The 18070-nt window shown below is 32.9% G+C and carries 19 protein-coding genes and 1 tRNA gene; 11 read left to right on the top strand and 9 right to left on the bottom strand.

Annotated elements, in window-relative coordinates; translation table 11 throughout:
- The first annotated feature begins 72 nt into the window (after nucleotides 1–72).
- Complete coding sequence (locus tag AAGU22_RS14580; RefSeq protein ID WP_458719834.1) at nucleotides 73–1557, top strand: FAD-binding oxidoreductase; 1485 nt, start codon at nucleotides 73–75, stop codon at nucleotides 1555–1557.
- A gap of 171 nt (nucleotides 1558–1728) precedes the next feature.
- Here AAGU22_RS14580 and AAGU22_RS14575 read toward each other — a convergent pair whose 3' ends face one another.
- Nucleotides 1729–2145, bottom strand: coding sequence for a VOC family protein (locus AAGU22_RS14575; protein ID WP_458719833.1), 417 nt, complete (start codon nucleotides 2143–2145; stop codon nucleotides 1729–1731).
- Nucleotides 2146–2254: 109 nt separating this feature from the next.
- Here AAGU22_RS14575 and AAGU22_RS14570 point away from each other — a divergent pair, with 109 nt between their 5' ends.
- Entirely contained in the window at nucleotides 2255–2854 is a 600-nt protein-coding gene (locus tag AAGU22_RS14570; RefSeq protein WP_458719832.1) for a hypothetical protein, read from the top strand.
- Between the two features lie 347 nt (nucleotides 2855–3201).
- Entirely contained in the window at nucleotides 3202–3519 is a 318-nt protein-coding gene (locus AAGU22_RS14565; RefSeq protein WP_458719831.1) for a hypothetical protein, read from the top strand.
- A 230-nt stretch (nucleotides 3520–3749) separates the two neighbouring features.
- Here the strand turns inward: AAGU22_RS14565 and AAGU22_RS14560 are convergent.
- Nucleotides 3750–3877: transfer RNA gene (locus AAGU22_RS14560), tRNA-Trp, on the bottom strand.
- Nucleotides 3878–4225: 348 nt separating this feature from the next.
- On the opposite strand from AAGU22_RS14560, the gene AAGU22_RS14555 reads away from it, so the two are divergent.
- Nucleotides 4226–5863, top strand: a complete 1638-nt coding sequence (locus AAGU22_RS14555; RefSeq protein WP_458721795.1) for a nitrite/sulfite reductase — start codon at nucleotides 4226–4228, stop codon at nucleotides 5861–5863.
- Entirely contained in the window at nucleotides 5860–6753 is an 894-nt protein-coding gene (locus AAGU22_RS14550; protein ID WP_458719830.1) for a sulfurtransferase, read from the top strand. The genes AAGU22_RS14555 and AAGU22_RS14550 overlap by 4 nt, the downstream gene beginning before the upstream one ends.
- Before the next feature lie 17 nt (nucleotides 6754–6770).
- On the opposite strand, the gene AAGU22_RS14545 is transcribed toward AAGU22_RS14550, so the two are convergent.
- Both AAGU22_RS14545 and AAGU22_RS14540 read right to left on the bottom strand, forming a co-directional pair.
- A complete protein-coding gene (locus AAGU22_RS14545) occupies nucleotides 6771–7157 on the bottom strand; it encodes an RNA-binding domain-containing protein (protein ID WP_458719829.1) in 387 nt (128 codons plus the stop codon).
- Between the two features lie 7 nt (nucleotides 7158–7164).
- On the bottom strand, nucleotides 7165–7764 hold the full coding sequence (locus AAGU22_RS14540) for an AAA family ATPase (protein ID WP_458719828.1): 600 nt from the start codon (nucleotides 7762–7764) through the stop codon (nucleotides 7165–7167).
- A gap of 97 nt (nucleotides 7765–7861) precedes the next feature.
- Here AAGU22_RS14540 and thpR point away from each other — a divergent pair, with 97 nt between their 5' ends.
- Genes thpR through tolA form a run of 4 tightly spaced genes read left to right on the top strand, consistent with a single transcriptional unit; the run spans nucleotide 7862 to nucleotide 11291 of the window.
- Nucleotides 7862–8443 (top strand): RNA 2',3'-cyclic phosphodiesterase, encoded by a 582-nt coding sequence (gene thpR / locus AAGU22_RS14535; protein WP_458719827.1) that lies wholly within the window; start codon nucleotides 7862–7864, stop codon nucleotides 8441–8443.
- Nucleotides 8444–8449: 6 nt separating this feature from the next.
- Nucleotides 8450–9850, top strand: a complete 1401-nt coding sequence (gene cca, locus AAGU22_RS14530) for a CCA tRNA nucleotidyltransferase (protein ID WP_458719826.1) — start codon at nucleotides 8450–8452, stop codon at nucleotides 9848–9850.
- Nucleotides 9834–10592 (top strand): RIO1 family regulatory kinase/ATPase domain-containing protein, encoded by a 759-nt coding sequence (locus AAGU22_RS14525; RefSeq protein WP_458719825.1) that lies wholly within the window; start codon nucleotides 9834–9836, stop codon nucleotides 10590–10592. Before cca ends, AAGU22_RS14525 begins: the two co-directional genes overlap by 17 nt.
- A gap of 57 nt (nucleotides 10593–10649) precedes the next feature.
- Nucleotides 10650–11291, top strand: coding sequence for a cell envelope integrity protein TolA (gene tolA / locus AAGU22_RS14520; protein WP_458719824.1), 642 nt, complete (start codon nucleotides 10650–10652; stop codon nucleotides 11289–11291).
- A gap of 58 nt (nucleotides 11292–11349) precedes the next feature.
- Here the strand turns inward: tolA and AAGU22_RS14515 are convergent, their stop codons facing one another.
- A complete protein-coding gene (locus AAGU22_RS14515) occupies nucleotides 11350–11724 on the bottom strand; it encodes a hypothetical protein (protein ID WP_458719823.1) in 375 nt (124 codons plus the stop codon).
- A gap of 118 nt (nucleotides 11725–11842) precedes the next feature.
- On the opposite strand from AAGU22_RS14515, the gene AAGU22_RS14510 reads away from it, so the two are divergent.
- A complete protein-coding gene (locus AAGU22_RS14510) occupies nucleotides 11843–12151 on the top strand; it encodes a hypothetical protein (protein WP_196817289.1) in 309 nt (102 codons plus the stop codon).
- A gap of 7 nt (nucleotides 12152–12158) precedes the next feature.
- Here the strand turns inward: AAGU22_RS14510 and AAGU22_RS14505 are convergent, their stop codons facing one another.
- From AAGU22_RS14505 to AAGU22_RS14495, 3 genes are all read right to left on the bottom strand, one after another.
- Nucleotides 12159–12920: a hypothetical protein gene (locus tag AAGU22_RS14505; protein ID WP_458719822.1), complete on the bottom strand. Its 762-nt coding sequence runs from the start codon at nucleotides 12918–12920 to the stop codon at nucleotides 12159–12161.
- Between the two features lie 79 nt (nucleotides 12921–12999).
- A complete protein-coding gene (locus AAGU22_RS14500; RefSeq protein WP_458719821.1) occupies nucleotides 13000–15111 on the bottom strand; it encodes a thioredoxin domain-containing protein in 2112 nt (703 codons plus the stop codon).
- A gap of 344 nt (nucleotides 15112–15455) precedes the next feature.
- Nucleotides 15456–16244 carry a plastocyanin/azurin family copper-binding protein gene (locus tag AAGU22_RS14495; protein WP_458719820.1) on the bottom strand — a complete coding sequence of 263 codons (789 nt, stop codon included), beginning with the start codon at nucleotides 16242–16244 and terminating at the stop codon, nucleotides 15456–15458.
- Nucleotides 16245–16327: 83 nt separating this feature from the next.
- On the opposite strand from AAGU22_RS14495, the gene AAGU22_RS14490 reads away from it, so the two are divergent.
- A complete protein-coding gene (locus AAGU22_RS14490; RefSeq protein ID WP_458719819.1) occupies nucleotides 16328–16804 on the top strand; it encodes a RidA family protein in 477 nt (158 codons plus the stop codon).
- A gap of 52 nt (nucleotides 16805–16856) precedes the next feature.
- Here AAGU22_RS14490 and AAGU22_RS14485 read toward each other — a convergent pair whose 3' ends face one another.
- Nucleotides 16857–17783, bottom strand: a complete 927-nt coding sequence (locus AAGU22_RS14485; RefSeq protein ID WP_458719818.1) for a hypothetical protein — start codon at nucleotides 17781–17783, stop codon at nucleotides 16857–16859.
- Nucleotides 17784–18070: the final 287 nt, after the last annotated feature.

Genomic DNA, 18070 nt, shown 5'->3' with positions numbered 1-18070 from the left:
ATTTTCATGAAGTTAGTCTTTTTTCTTCATACACTAAAAATATTATATTGTATGTAGGTGTTTAATTATTCAATGGATGTATATGATGAACTAAAGCTTTCCTACAGCGGTGATATTTCTAATGAATCCTGGATTAGAGATTATTATTCTGTAGATTCAAGCTATCATCAAATTTACCCCGAATTAATTTGTTTCCCTAAAGATAAAGCGGATATAGTAACGTCTTTGAATTATGCTAGCAAAAATGGCTTGTCTGTTACTTGTCGTGGTGCAGGCACAAGTTTACTTGGTCAAAGCCTATCTAATGGATTGATTTTGGATTTTACTAAATACATGAACAAGATTCTTGATTTGGATATCCAGTCGGGCACTGTAAGCGTTCAGCCTGGTGTAGTTAAGGGTATCTTGGATAAAGAATTAAAAAAACAAAACAAGTTTCTACCACCTGATCCTGCAAGTAGTAATTATTGCACCATCGGAGGGATGGTTTCCAATAATTCTTCTGGACCACATGGTTTAGGATACGGGAGTATCCTTAGATATTTGGATCATGTTGACATTATCTATTCAGACGGAGAGGAAGGTTTTGCTGAAAATGGTATTTGTGACAGTAGATTAAAAAAAATTCTATCTCCTCTAATTTCTATTCAAAATAAATTGGCTTCATTTTATCCTGATGTCAGTAAGAATTCCTGTGGTTATAGATTAGATTCTATTTTTACTCCCGAATTTAAACCTCAAAATATTTTTGCAGCTTCAGAAGGAACATTATCAATCTTTAATTCTCTTAGAATAAAGGTCTTGGATCTACCTCTTTTCAGATCTCTCTTCTTAGTGTATTTTTCTGATGTCTTGTCTGCTTGTTTATATACTAAGAAAATTCTCTCCACTGTGCCTGTCGCTGTTGAACTTTTGGATTATTCCGTTATGGACTCTTCAATTAAGTCGAATACGTTAAATAAGAATGGTTGCTTGCTATTTGTAGAATATTTTTATCAATTTCAGGAAAAGATATCTAACATACACAATTTACTAAAAAGGAGAATATATCCTGACGGCAAGATCGTGGAACATGCTCATGACATAGTTTCAATAAATAAATTATGGCACTCAAGGAAAAATGCATTGAACATGGCTATAAAGAATACCGTGGGAACCAGAAAACCATTTACTATAATTGAGGATACTGCGGTTTCAATCGATCATCTTTATGAATATATTATTTATCTTTTATCACTTTATAACAAATATGGTCTTCCGTATGTCATATACGGTCATGTAGGTAATGGAAACCTCCATACGCGTCCCATTTTAGATAATCATAATAATTCCAAGGATGATTCCAAACAAGCGAGGCTTCTACAAAATATTACTTATGAGACTTTTAAAAAAATATTTGAATATCGTGGAACTATCACTGCAGAACACGGTGATGGGATATCTAGGACTCCTTTCATAAAGAGTGTATACAATAATTTCGTTTATTCTTATTTTAGTTATCTCAAAAAGTCATTTGATCCACTAAATTTACTAAATCCGGGTAAGAAAGTCCCATAATTCAATCCATTAATGGCGCCTTCTTTTTTTTCAAAATCCTTTGATACGTTGATTACTATAACCTGTGAGTTTTGTATGATATTTGATATTGTATTTTGATCTAATATGATTTTACTATATACGAATTGTAACTTGTATCGTTATTTGTTTATATAAAAAATGATGATTTATCTATTCTGCACCAACTAACCCCAAAAAATCAAATCCTTCCTCTTCATTTTGGTTGCCTGTTAATTTTACAATTGAAATCAGATGACCATCTGGATCTTCTATTATTGCGTGCTGTCCAAAAACTTCTTCCTTAGGATTTTTAAAAAAAACTACACCTTTCTCTTTTAGTTTGTTTATTGTGTTATCAAAATCACTTGCAGAAAAACCAAGCAGAATATGTTGGCCCGATTTCAGCTGCTTCGGATGCTCTTTGTGTTTAATCGGATGCAATGCCAATACTGTTTCCTTATTGAAAAATTCTGTCCATTCGTCAGATTCTTTCTTTAATGGCAAATTTAGAGTTTCTCTGTAGAACTGAACAGATTTATTCATATCTGAAACTAAAAGTATTACAGCACCTAATTTTCTAAACGACATCTAGTTTGTCTATATTGCTCCTAAATTATGAACTTTTTGTATGCGAATGTGTTTTTAATAGACTTTTAATGTGTCAAAAATTTTATTGATGTATGATGTGTGGTTATTATTGCAAGATAAGCTTTTTTTTATTTATGTATCAAAAAATGAAGAATGGAAGAAACGATATCAAGAAGATTGGGGTTATGTTTCTTCGATGGTGCGATTTTTTCAGTGGTGGATTAAACGTGAATTTAAAGAAGATTTGTCTGTAGAGGTGGATATCTTACCAGTAATTCCTGGAAGATTATTCGATAGGATCAATCTCGCATATCTATTAAGGGATCATCGAGAAAGAGGTTTCTCCATATTTCATTTCTATCTCACTTATTTTGGACCTTTATGGTCGGATTGTCGTATGGATGCATATCACGGTGAGAATTTTGGACAAGCCGCTTGGTTGAGACCCAAAGTTTTTTCTTCAGATTTCAAAAATGAAAAGTTTTTTGCTGATAATAATTGTGCAAAAATATCTCATATATTATGTCATGAAATAATCAGACGCAAAATGAAAAAAAGAAAAGTGTATTTCGATCAAGTACATAAGATTTGGGACCTTCACACGAAAGACAATGTTCCTTTTTTATATTATAACAAACAATTCAATAGGGTCTCAAAAAATGGTGAATACAGATACGTTACTATAGATGCATCCAAACTTGAATATTAGTATTAAGGTAAGATTGTTGGATGGGTACTTCATTGAGATATCGTCGTATGATTAAACTAGGTGCTTTGATCTCTACAGTTGGAGTCATCATGTTGATTTTATTTGGATTGATTTTACTACTGTTTCCAGTTACAAAGATTTGTGAGGAGCATTGCAATTATCTTTCAAGTGCACCTGAATATCTTAGACAATTGATAAATCCCTTATTTTTATTTATTTCTTTGATATTGATTTCCTCAGGAGTTTTTTTTATCCGAATAGGGAATAGACAACTATATAGAAGCGTATAGTTCTCTGTTTTGGTTGTCGTATTATCCTTTCTTGAATTCCTATGCCATTAAACTAAAATGTCTGATTGCATAAATACTATATACCTTATGGCCAATCCATTTAGAAAAATACTATATACTTTCACCTCTAATCCATTCAGGAAATGGAAACCTAGAGGAAAAATTTATAGTTTCAGGTGTTCACAATGTGGAGACGTCTTCATATCTAGTCATAATTTGGATGCTCCGTTATGTGACAAATGTATTCAAAAGATAAAATCCTTGGATTCCACTGTTGATAATGAGAAAAAATGCTCTGAATGTGGTAACTCTGGCGTTATTTATGGTAAAGATCGATGTCATTCTTGTTATTTTAGCTTCAAGAAGAACAAATAATTTTCCAAAATTGTGTTAATATTCGTCTTTTCAGAGTTTATATTGGTTAATACTCAAATTTTTCACTCTGTTAATTGGACCGCAAGATTCTATCCGTTTATCATAATGTGTATATATGTGCAATAATTTATTACTGCTTTTTGATAATTATGTTACAACCCTTTGTTCCTTCTTATCCATTAAATGTCTCTAATTGTCATTGTGTAAACCCAAGAATGATTGAGGGGAGATGGGGCCGAAGGGAATTGTTCTAATATATGTACTTATATTATTTGAACCCCTGATCCACGGGTTTCTTCAATAATTGCCCATTATTTGATCTGGAGCCCGTTGCGATGCCTGGCTTCGCTACGACCCCACCTTAATATAGGTTTTCTAATTGTAACTATAAGTTTTTCTAAATTTGAATTAGTAAATGATTCCGAAAATTGCTCAATATACGCCAAATAAGCATATTCCATAAAAAATATAAGGTTTGTTAAACACAATATAATTAACATTGGCAAAATCTATTGATTATGATGTTCTTTCTTCAGCGAAAAATAAAGAACTTGAGACTAATGAAAAATGGGGTTTAGCAGAAGAATCTGAATATTTTGCTAATAAGGTAAAGCTATATCGTCAAGATAAATTGAATGCAGATGAATTTAGGCGTTTTAGACTTCAAAACGGTGCGTATGGTTCTAGATTAAATAGTGAATTTAGCATGATAAGAATAAAGGTTCCAGGTGGTGATATCACGCCTACCCAACTTGAAAAGATTGCCAGTCTATCAGAATCGTTCTCAATCGGATCTGCTCATGTATCTACCAGACAAAATATTCAATTGCACTGGGTGCAATTGGAAGATGTAAGTGAAGTATTTCGCGGTTTAGCTGAAGTAGGACTTACTTCTAGGGAGGCTTGCGGTAATACCATTAGAAATGTAATGTGCAGTCATTTTGCAGGAGTTTGTCCTAATGAACCATTTGATACTACTCCTTACGCTAAAGCAATAGCGAGGTTTTTTCTAAGAAATCCTATTTGTCAGAATCTTCCCAGAAAATTTAAATTTAATTTTTCATGTTGTTCAGAACATGGTTATGTAAGGATAGCCGACGTAGGCCTCGTTCCTACAGTCCGTGATGGAGTAAGGGGCTTCCGGATCTACTTGGGAGGTGGTTTAGGCGCTGCCTCGTTTATAGGCCATTTATTAGAGGAGTTTACTCCAGAATCTAGGCTTTTATCTACTTCTATAGCTACAATTCGACTTTATGACCGACTAGGAAATAGAGAAAATCTTGCAAGAAATAGAATGCGTTATTTGGTCAGCGAAATCGGATGGGAAAAATTTCAGAGCTTATTATTGAAGGAACGAATCCTGGTTGAAGCAACAATTTCTATACCCACAAGAAAATCATACGATGGTTTTTTGAATACTGGAGATTTGAATAATACTTCAATTTCCTCTATCTCTACAAAGAGTAAAATTAGATTACCAGTAATAAATTCCAATTCTGCAGACACGCCATACACTCGATGGTTAAATACCAATGTTGTTGCTCAGAAACAGTCTGGTTATTACAGTGTGTATATAACCTTAGGTGCAGGCGATATCACCTCTAGTCAGTTACGGATTTTTGCAGAATGTATCCGGGAATTTTCGTTAGAAAAAAAGGCCCGAACGACTCCTCAGCAAAACTTTCTCGTCCGATATATAAAAGCAGATCAATTAACAAAGGTTTTCCAAAAACTGTCCGGCAATGGACTAGGAAATCCTGGTGCAAATACAATTGTATCTACTGTGGGTTGTTCCGGAACTACATCATGTAATCTAGCTATTACTAATTCTCATAGACTTGCAAAAGAAATCCAAAGTAAATTTTTGGAATTAAATATTGATTTAGATAAAGACTTTGTTGATTCTACTATCAAAATTAGCGGGTGTCCTAATTCTTGTGGACAGCATGAGGTCGCAACTATCGGTTTCTATGGTGGTGCTACTAGGATTGGGACATCCATGGTTCCAATCTATACAATGCTTTTTGCGGGTAGTACTGGCGAGAATGGCGAACTGGGCAAGGCAATAATGCGTGTTCCAGCTAAAAAGGTGCTGGATGTAGTTCTCAAAATATTTGAACATTTCAAGAAAGAAAGGACAGGTAATGAAAAATTAAATGAATGGGTTTACAAAATTTCAAATGGAAATGGATCTGGCGAAATTAAGAATGTAGATGATGTGAAGAAGCTACTTTTACCTATAATTGAGTTACCTGCATTTTCCACCGCCCCTGATTTTTACAAAGATTATGGAACTGATACCAATTTTGTCGCAAAAACTGCTAGAGGCGAATGTGCTGCTTGAGCAAATCCATAAAGCGAAAGAAAAATGATGTCAAAGTAAAGGTAAAGGCAAAGGCAAAGATAGTAAATAAACATGTAAAAGCAAAACCTCCATCAACACCTTCTTTGAATCATGTATGTGATATTGATACTCTAAGAACCCTAATAAAAAAAAATAAAGTTAGAGTTGTGGATGTCAGAAAAAGGGACGAATATTTGAAAGGTCATATAAAGACGGCCGTTTCTTTACCATTAGCTGAATTATTATCCAACGATGACCCCGAGTCTATAATTAATATTATGAATAACCTTGGTATATCAAATGACACTTCTGTAGTCATTTATGATGATACATTTGGGGCACTAGCGTCAAGGGTAGCGTGGTCATTTAAGTTTGTTGGGCACAGAAATGTTGCATTATTGGAAGTTACCTATGATAATTGGAAAAAATTAGGTTTAGAAATTGAAAGAAAATCTAATAAATATTCTAAAGTTTCACATTCTATTAATATGGACTATTCCATATTTGCAGATGCTGAATATATAGAAAATGCTCAAAATGATAAAAATAAGATCATAATTGATTCTCGAGAAAGATTGAATTTCTTAACAGAACATATTCCTAATTCAAAGAATATTCCATACACCATGTTGCGCTCGGAAAATTCCATTTTAAGAAATCCTTCCGAACTTAAACGATTCATGGAAAATAGGGGTATTGACTTAAACAATGAGATAATTACTTACTGTGGAAGCGTCGGAACGTTGTCAGGATTAGCCTTTTTTGCCTTAAAGACAGCTGGAATTTCAAACGTGAAGCTATATCCAAAATCATTTAAGGAGTGGAAATCTCTTGGAAAACCCAAAATCGAATTTAAAGATGCTAATTACTGGGACCTTTCAGCAGAGTGAGTGTTTTATTTATTCCTCTATTTCTCAAACCATTCATTAATTCTTTCTAATTCGCAGCCGTTCAAAGTTATTTTTATGGGTCCCAATGGGGATTCATTTTCGCTTTCTACTAATACCACTACGTCAGAAAATGCAGCCTGTTTATTTAGTAAAAACCAAGTACTTTGCATATTGTAATTGTTATACAGAATTCTCTGTAAAACAGCCAATGTTTTTTTCGACCTTATCTTGTCTTTTATTTTTCTCAAACCATCAAAATTATTCATCTTGGTATACAAATTATTCTTTCTTATTGCTAGTTCTGAATCTGGTAATAGGTTTTTGACAGCAAAAACCACTTTTTGTACGTCTTCAGTCAAATTAATTGGAGTTATAACAATAACTTCTATACTTTCAAGTTCCATTTTTGTTCTATATGGTAAGAAAAGTTTTTTGCTTCCGGTTGTTATACTCATCTGACCACTTCTTAATAATTACTTCTACGTGATTCTTAAGCTCGATTAAAGATAGATCATTATTTGAAATCGATTCGTCCGCCAGAGCTATTGCTTTGCTTATACCTACACTCATCTCACGTTCATCTCTTAGTAAAAACTTTTCATGATTTGATGGTATATCAGACCTGTCTCGTAATTTTATATGGTTATATCTAATAATTGATGATGCATGAATGGCCAATAACTTTACAAAACCTATATTTTTTAATACCATGTACTCTTCATAACTTCTAATTCCATCTACTACAATAAGACTAACATTTTCCAATTCTTTAATCTTCTCCATCACTAACCTTGCAACAACTTCATTTCCGTGATGCTTTCTCAAATTTTTCATCAATTCGCCAAGACTTTTGTCATCCATCGGCAAGTTGTTTTCAACCGCTTTTTCCCTTATTATGTCTCCCATAGTTATTAGATGAAATCCTTTACTTTTGAGGAAAGTAGCAACCGTCGATTTTCCTGCACCAGGCATTCCCGTCAAGCAAATTATGAATTGGTCTAGAACCGACAACCTCTAATCTAATCTTTGAACATTCTATCAATATTTGTTTTTTGATTACTTTGATTATTGAGAATTAATATAGTTAGAACTTCATCTGATTGTATTCATGCGTATATTTGTGGCAATAGATATTCCAAAGGTTGAGAAAATAATCAATATTCAGAATCAAATTATGAAACAATATGAATTTGTTCCACAACATGTTAGACTCATCAACAGGTATAATCTTCACTTGACAATAATGTTTTTGGGGGAAAAGACCAATTTTGAAGTAAAAGAAATTATATCCAATTTGAAAAGTTTAGATTTTGATCCATTTGAGATTAGATTCACTAACATAGGGTGTTTTCCAAAAAATTCTAATCCTAGTGTTATCTGGTTAGGGCTGGATAATCAAAGTTCTAAAAAATTAAATGACCTTTATGATGCAATTTCAAAATTGCTGGAAAAAGATATCGGCTACGGGAAGGAAACACAAAATGATTTTAGTGAAGAAAAATCCGTATATGTCCCTCATCTTACAATTTTTCGTATAAATCGACATTTTAAGAGTCGTGTATCTTTTGATCCTGTTTTTCAATTTGATCCATTTACAGATGAAATATACCAAATTAAATTAAAGCAAAGCATCCTCACAGCAGATGGTCCTATATATTCTGATTTATTTACCATTGATGCACGAGCATAAAAAGAAATGAGTAATCCTATTATCAATAAATTAATCGAAGGAGTATTGAAGGATTGTACTCCTAAATTAGAAGAAGAGATTACCCTTCATGCTATGGCTAACAAGGTGATGAATAAACTTGAATCTTGTGTTTCTGAATATAAACTTGGTTTTATGATAAATGAAATCGTATTCGGTGGATCTTTTGCTAAAGGAACCTGGCTTAAAAATGAAGCCGATATCGATATTTTTATCAAATTTAAAAATGATGTTGATTATGGTCATTTTGAAGCTTACGGAAAGTTAATTGGAATGCAGTCTCTAAAGGAGTACTCTCCGTATCTTAGATATGCAGATCATCCTTATGTGGAATCTTATGTTGATGGAGTTAAATTTAACATTGTCCCGTGCTATAATGTTTCCTTCGGGAATTGGAAAAGTGCAGCTGACCGTTCTCCGTTCCATACCTCTTATGTAATCAATAATTTGAACCAGGAAAAGAAAAATCAAGTGAGAGTACTTAAGAAGTTTTTGAAATCTCTAAAAATTTATGGAGCGGAGATTTCTATAGAAGGGTTTAGTGGATATGTTTGTGAAGTCTTAATTTTGAAATTTGGATCTTTTTTATCTACTATCCAATTTTTTTCTACTTACTCTGCTGATAACTCTGTTATCAACATCATAAGACCTGATAATGAACAGGAAAAGTATAAGAGGATTTTTGATAGTTTTCTGGTAATATTAGATCCAATCGATGAAAATAGAAATTTGGGCAGTGCTATTTCATCACGCTCAGTAGCGACTCTAATCCAGAGTTCAAGAAAGTTTTTATCAAATCCTGGCAATAATTATTTTCGAGAGGAACCGGTATCTCACTCAAACAATAATCTCAAAGATTTATTGTCTTCTTTCATTCTGGTAATTGAATTCAAATATAGTGATAGACCGTCTGATGTCATCTGGGGACAGCTAAAGAAAATGACCAGGTCCATATGTAAATTTGTCGAATCATATGGTTTTAGAGTATTGAAATATCACGGTAGAGTGCATGAAAAGGAAAAAGTTTGTGCTATTGCTTTGTTATTTGAATCTCTAACAATTTCTAAATTATCTATTAAAATAGGTCCCGAAATATTTAGAATACATGACCTAGAAAAATTTATAGAGATTAATGCTGGTTCTCCGTTAAAATGGTTAGACAACAATTCCAGAACTAGGTCCCTTCTTTTTAGAGAATTCACTAACGCAAAAGACTATTTGGAATTTGTTCTCACGAATAAGCCTGATCTAATAGGGATCCCTAGAGGCTTGAAGAGTGATTTTATTCGATCCTTCAAAATATATACTCTTGGTCAATATCCTTCTTTGGATGAACATATAAAAAATACCGTTTCTGAATTATTATATACGGATGCAAGAGTATTCTAACAAATTTATTTTATCATCAGCTAATTTGATTGATTTATTATGTTATCCCAGGTTTAGTACCTCTGATTATTATTCTAGGTTGAGTGAACTTAGATCGTTAAATCTGAAATTTGTAATTCTGGAAGGCAATACTCTTCTAAAGGCTATTAGGATTTTGGGGAAAGGAAGTGAAGGACTGGTACTCAAAGTTCAAAATATACATAGTAAAACTATGGCACTAAAAATTAAGAGAATTGACTCGTGTAGAACTGATATGAAAAATGAATTTGAATTTTACCAGCGTATAAATAGAAACCAATTGGGACCCAAGGTTTACTCTTATACAAGAAATGCTCTCTTAATGGAGTTTATAGAAGGTTTATCCGCAAGAAATTGGTTCTTAAAATCAAAAATGAACTTAGAGTTGATACGAAAAATCATCATTAATATTTTGACTCAATGTTACACACTTGACAAACTACACATAGATCATGGTCAACTAAACAAGTTGGATAATCATGTAATAATTTCCCACTGTGGTTCAAAATGCACTATAGTGGATTTTGAAAGTGCTAGTTGCATAAGAAAAGTTAATAATGTTACATCCGCATTTCAAGGGTTAATTTTCAAAGGTATCATTTCAGATCAAATAAAAAAATTTGTTAATTATGACAAAAAGAGAGTAGAGTTCTTAAATCTGTTATCCATCTATAAAAAGGACAAGTCAAGAAAAAATTTTGATTCAATAATCGCATTAATTTGAATTAATTATTTTAAGAATCTTAGAAAAACATTAATCTTCACTCGTGTCACTTCAGCTATGACACTTCCAAAAGGTTACGTAACACCCAATAAAGAAGAAGCAGAACAAAAGGCCAAACTAGAAGCAGAACAAAAGGCCAAACTAGAAGCAGAACAAAAGGCCAAACTAGAAGCAGAACAAAAGGCCAAACTAGAAGCAGAACAAAAGGCCAAACTAGAAGCAGAACAAAAGGCCAAACTAGAAGCAGAACAAAAGGCCAAACTAGAAGCAGAACAAAAGGCCAAACTAGAAGCAGAACAAAAGGCCAAACTAGAAGCAGAACAAAAGGCCAAACTAGAAGCAGAACAAAAGGCCAAACTAGAAGCAGAACAAAAGGCCAAACTAGAAGCAGAACAAAAGGCCAAACTAGAAGCAGAACAAAAGGCCAAACTAGAAGCAGAACAAAAGGCCAAACTAGAAGCAGAACAAAAGGCCGTTCTACAAAAATCACAAAATGATTCCTTGGTTACAAATAACTTGAATTCAAACAGGCTCGATGGGAAACAAGGATATGTCGATAAAACTTTGGAAAATAATTTTAACTATTTTTTGCTATGGGAACAATTACGAGAGGCATATCTTCATACCATTAAAGAAGCAACTTCCTCTTATTTTAGGTTGTTAGATTTTTGGTCACAGCATCAGAACCATAAAGAATAATTTTTATAAATTACTAACAACAAAATCAAGTTATTTTTTATTCAATCATAAAGGACCTCTAAGAGTATAAATCCAGTTCTTTGGTTGAATTAATAATATTGTAAACTTTCTGAGTCAAATCATCTGCTTTAACATTTTTGTTGATTACTAAGAATAACACATGTTCTTTGACTGGGATAATCAATATTTTTAGCGAACTATATTGATAACAAATAGAGTTTAAACTTCCAAAAGATTTAATGAACGCCTTCCTTAAATCAATTGTATATGCAGATTCAGAAATAATCAGTTCCGCATTTCTCCCTTTTAGATGTTTGTCCAGCGAATCCCTTTGATTGCTAATATTTAAATGTCCGGATTTTTCAATAACTCCACTGAATAAAATATCATTATCTAACTCTAGTATGCTTTTTGTGAATTGATCAGCATTCATGTTGTTATATTAAAATAATAAACATATAGCCTTTTATGAATTTTCAATGATTTATCGTCTCAAAATCTTTTAAATATTTCAACGAAATCATCATATAAGTCTAAAACATAATATAACCATGGCTAACGATGCATCATCATCATCTACTTCTGCGGATACTATTCCATATCCTACTCTAACTATATTGTATTTGCCATCAGAAGCAAATTTAGCTATTGAAGAAATTAGTCAAAAATATAATAACATGACAGTCGAAGATTGCAAAGGTTTTTTTCATCAAGGGAAAGAAAGGGACTATAAAAAAATAACAATTTGGAGTCAAGGCATCGATAGTCTTTGGTTCAATGCCATTATCGCACGTATAAAAGATCTGTCGAACTTAGAATCTATTCCTATAGTCTCTGGTGGAATAATGTATTCGATCTAAAAAATGATCACTCTGTCAATTTATGTATTCCAATAAAAATGGAAGTTGTTGTTGGGACTTCGAGTGAGAAGTTAAGCGGATTGTATAAATAAATATTGGTTATCGTATGTGAATATAAAAGATTGGATAAATCATTGGGAATTAGTGATTGGTACATACACATACTCCCTAATTTTGAAAAGTTAGAAACTAGATTCATCTGAATGGGAAACACATTATTATCGGCAGATGTACCTACGATTTGCAATAATGGATTAGTTGAATTACACGGAAGTTTTGCGAGAATGTTTCCATTCAAAATTTTCAATGGCATTGAACTATATAGCGGAATGTAATCCTTTGAAGAAATCGTCATAGGATAGGGCAGTATCATCATAGATTGCATGTTTTCTATGTTATTATTACCGTTATTATTGCTAGTAATATCATCATTGGTTAGATTGTTACTGTTATATAAAATGGTAATATTATTTTTATCCGGAGAACCAGTTGTAATATTTGATGTAGTATTATTCGGTCCAAGATAATTTAAGGCATTGTCTAATGTTTGCGAGATCTCAGTGTAATTGTCATTATCGTTATTATCTGATTGGTTTGCTATCGGGAAAGAAAAATTTTGCATACCTTCAACTACCGAGTCAAGTAATGATGATCCTTTCAAAGAATCAATTAAAGAAATCGCCTCATCACTAGATGACTTCGCCTTATCAAAATTATTGGATGTTTGTTCCATTTGACCAAAAACATCCATATTAGAAACTGATCCCATACCCAAAATAATTAATCCAATGACAAAAAAAAATCTGAATTGCGGAAGAATTGACACTGTGATACAATCATAAAAAAAATTATTTAATTCTTTCCTTTGATGTATTTGAAGACAAAATATCCATTATTTTTTTCAAATCTGTCAATGGAGGCGAACAAGTAAAGTCTTTGCATATTATTGCAAAATCGCTAGCAGGTTTTTCTTTAATTAATGTCTTATTTTTGAATAAATTGTACTGATCTAGCGTTTCTGACAGGCTGTCCTCGTGTAAAATAGAAAAAATACCATTTGGAATATACAACTTATTCATTTTATCAATCATATCCGATTTATCATCTTTTGAAAAAATTGTAATTTCGGTTGGTTTCTTAACATATAGGTATGTCGATGATAATAACCAGCCAAAACCAAATGGATTATCCAGTGCGGATGATATGGATCCTTTCATCATTTTCTCAGCCATCTCTAAATAATTGTTTTTCCCTGTTATGTGATAAAGACGGATCAAATTTGATATTGAAACCGAATTTCCACTTGGTAAAGCCAAATCATACAAGACTTTGGTTCTGGTGAGAATCGATTCATGCAGGTCGGAAGAGTAATAGAAATTATTTTCTTGTTCGTCCCAAAAATGCTTTATCAAAACATCTGTATAATAAGATGCTAGTTCGATGAACCTTGGATCTGTCTTTACCTCAAGTAGATCCAAAAGAGAATTTATGTAAAAAGCATAATCATCCAAATAAGCAAGTATTTTGGCCTTATCTTGTTTATAAATTCTATATAAATAGCCTTCCTTGGATTTTAACTTTGTTTCGATGACGTCCACTGCGGTTAGAGCAGTTCTTATATATTCTTCTTTACCCGTTATCTTATAACCTTTGATAAAAGCAGATATGGATAGCGCATTCCATGATAAAATTGTTTTATCATCTTTTTGAGGCTTTATCCTTTTCTCCCTGATATCAAAAAGCTTTGTAGAATTTACAGCTATGATGTTTTTAACCTCTTTCACATCTAGTCCATACTTTCTTGCTAGATGTTCGTCGGAGGTTTTGATATTTAGTATGTTATTCCCTTCAAAATTCCCTACTTCTGTTATATCAAAGTATTCGCAGAAGATATTTTGGTGTAAAGGGTTTTGAATGATTGAGGTGACCTCTCTTTTAGACCATACATAAAATTTTCCCTCTTCTCCGTCAGAATCTGCATCTTCAGCTGAAAAGAAAATTCCTTCCTTATTTGTAAGCACCCGTAAAATGTAATCCAAAGTTTTCTCAACAGTATCTCTAAATATTTTTTCCTTGGTGATTTGATACAATTCAGAAAACAAAATAACCAATAATGCATTATCATACAACATTTTTTCAAAATGGGGTACTAACCATTTTTGATCGGTCGAATATCTCGAGAACCCGCCTCCCAGATGATCGTGTATCCCTCCGAAGATCATTTTTTCACTTGTTAAAGTTACAAAGTCTTGGAATTTTTCAATATTTGATATATCATAGTAACGAAGCAAAAATAATAAGTTAGATACATTAGGAAATTTAGGGGCGATTCCAAAACCTCCATGAATAAAGTCTGCCATTTGCAATAAATTTAATGCAGATTCGTCTAGAACTGTCTTGTCAATTTCTACAGTTTTGTTGATCAAAATATCTTTTGATGTGTTTATCAGCGCTCCTACAAATTCTGAGGTGGTCTTATTTATGTCGCTTTTCTTATGGGTATAGGCCTGAGAAAGTTGATTCAAAATCTCGGTAAAACCGGGCATACCATATCTGCTATCCTTTGGAAAATATGTACCGACATAAAATGGCTTGAGGTCAGGAGTCAAAAATACCGATAATGGCCAACCCCCATTACCATTTACTAGTTGACATGCTCTTTGATATATGTCATCTATATCTGGTCTTTCCTCTCTATCGACCTTTATATTAATGAATTTTTCATTCATGGTTTTTGCAACTTCGGTATCTTCAAATGACTCGTGTGCCATTACATGACACCAATGACATGAACTGTATCCTATGCTGAGAAAGATCGGTTTGTCCTCTTTTTTTGCCAAATTGATGGAATCGTCATTCCATGCCAACCAGTTAACTGGATTATAAGCGTGTTGTAATAGATAGGGACTATTTTCTTTGATCAACGAATTGGGTTTTGCATTGTCAAAACGATTATCCATGTCTCTGAAGATGCATGATTATATTTATTATGTACTGATCATCCCTTTTTTTATACACTTCTGAAAATATCTCAATTAGACAAAATGGGTAAATCTTTAGCCACAGATTAGCGGGAAACATAAGACTAGAATTTTGTGTTCAACTATGTTCTTTTCTTTTGCTCCTTTTCAATTTCATGTTGAGGTCTCTGTTCCGGTGGCTATTATCTTTGTTGTTCTTTATCTGCATTTGGAGTAAAGATGATTATTTAAACCCACTATGAACACTAAACAAATCTAATGGATACGTCTACGTCTTTAATTTCATCAACGAAGACAGACAAATTAAAATGCCTTTTTGTTTTTTACTTCACTATCACAGTGCCAACCATTGCTGGATGTAAGGTACAAAAATAAGGATAATCACCAATTCTATCGAACGTATGCTCAAAGGTTTTCCCCTTACTAGTTAGTGCTGTTGGACCAGTTAGACCCGAATCAAATTCCTTACCAGCGTCTGTTGCACCAGCAGTTCCAGATGTTACTGTATGGAATGCGGAATCATCGTTTGTCCACACTACAGTTTGACCAACAGTGACTTCGATAGAATTTGGACTGAATGCCGTATCAGTCAAAGTGGATGCTCCTGGAACTATTGATACTTGAGCATTATTTGAAGCTTGACTAGTTGCATTGGTTGAACCACTAGTTGCATTGGTTGAACCACTAGTTGCATTGGTTGAACCACTAGTTGCATTGGTTGAACCACTAGTTGCATTGGTTGAACCACTAGTTGCATTGGTTGAACCACTAGTTGCATTGGTTGAACCACTAGTTGCATTGGTTGAACCACTAGTTGCATTGGTTGAACCACTGGTTGCATTGTCTGTCAAAAACTGGCGAAGTGAGGGTGGGATTTGTAGTACTGTAGGATTTGTAATTACTGGTTCTTCTGGTAAGTGATATAGAGCTCTTAAAGTTGATTGTTGCAAATTTAAAACATCGGATGAGAACGAAGGTCCAATATACCCAAAGGATGCCCACAATATGTATATAAATAACAATGATAAACCTATCACAATAACAGAGATACCTATAGTACCTATTTTCCTGTTTTTGATTGGAAGTTTTGGAAGGTCACCCTCCTTTGACATAATTACAACAAAAGTCAAAGATATTAAAAAGGTTACTGAATACAAAAGTTAACCTTTTAATTCTAATTATGGAATATTCAAACATGACACCAGAAAAAAAAATAGAGTCTTTGAATCTTGTTATTCCAATTGGAAAACCAAAAGCATTAGGTTCATACGTCCCGATAGTAAACGTCAACGATCTACTTTTTATTTCAGGTCAACTTCCAATTGACATAACTTCTTCATCAAATGACCTGAAATTTAGAGGTAAAGTGGGCAAACAAGTTTCAATCGAGAATGCTCAACTATCTTGTAAAATTTGTTGTTTAAACGCCTTCTCTATTATTAAGAGCCTTATTGGTGACTTGGATAAAGTAAAAAGAATAGTCAAAATAACAGGTTACGTTAATTGTGATGATGCTTTCACGGATCATCCAAAAGTCATTAACGGAGCTTCAGATTTCCTTATTGAGATATTTGGAGATCTAGGCCGGCACTCCAGAGTAGCTGTAGGAGTAAATAGTTTACCGTTAAATTCTCCAGTAGAAATTGATTTTATTGTTCAAATTCAAACATAAAAATTCAAAATAAGCTTATTATTTTTTATGTTTTAAACCATTGCCTTAGGCATTACTGACCAAATAACTTAAAGTCAGTAATTCCTAAGCCTTTTTCCAATGTACCTCCAAGAGGAATTAATTTTAAGTATTTGGCTTCAACTGAAGATGGGTATATGTACATTTCTGGTAACTCACCGCTGAATCCTGTGTTTGCAAAAACTATTGGATCAGAATATTGTGATCCGTCTGTTGAACTTTGTACTGCAAAGAAATTGATATTATTTTGTGAATTTTTAAGCCCTAATTGAATTCCACAAATGTTTTTAACATCATTTAATTGGACGTTCAATTCATCGATAATCCCAAATGACAGCTCTTTAATTAATGGCTGATTAATTACTTGATTCAAAATGCTTGTAGCTGGATTGCCACTTGCAGTTAACTTATCAAGTGTTACCTCGTTACCACATTGATTATTTTGAGGAGTTAGACTTAGAAGATTGAGATTATTATCTACAACGTTGAGTAACTTAGAGTATGATACGTATTCGCCGTCTGGATATATAGCATGTACATCGAGATTGTAAAGACCAGGTGAGGGAGTATTTGCAATATACTCTCCGGTTGGCGTTTTTTCTAAGGCCCACAAAGTGCTATAATCTGTTTCGTAATCTATCAGAAAAGCATCAACTTGAGAGGGCTCCTCTTCAAAGTTAAACGATATCTGATCTCCCCTGTTTATAGCATATATTAACGATTTATATTCAATAGTCTCCGTGTCCTCTGGTTGACCGACTTTGGTCGTTATTTTATCTTTCACAGTTAATGTTGGGCTGAGATCGGTTATGCCTCCATTATGGTTCAGACTGACTTTAGGCAGGTCAATGGGGGCAGCAAAAATCTTATTATTTAAACCAAACGATGTCGAAGAACTAATAATAAAGACAATAAATACACTTATGATTGCTACATTTTTAATCTTAATATATTGAAACAATTCTAATTTATATTACGGTTGTTAATATTTATGAAATATGTTTTAATTTGTAATAAAAATTCATATAATTTTATATAACATTCTCTTCTTATGTCTTAAAAAGTAGTAAAATAATGATGGTATAATTTAAATAAGAATTTTTGATCATCATGCTTTCATAACTAATTACTTTATTTTTCTTTGATAACAAAAACAAGCGTCTCATAAATATGACATCCTCTTAATTTCTTAGAATGAGCATAAATACTGCACTATTACTTATCGAAATTGATTTGAATTTACAAAGA

This window comes from Candidatus Nitrosocosmicus sp. R, from assembly GCF_054408505.1.
The sequence above is the reverse complement of the archived record's forward strand: the minus strand, read 5'-3'. Positions and strand labels throughout refer to the sequence as shown.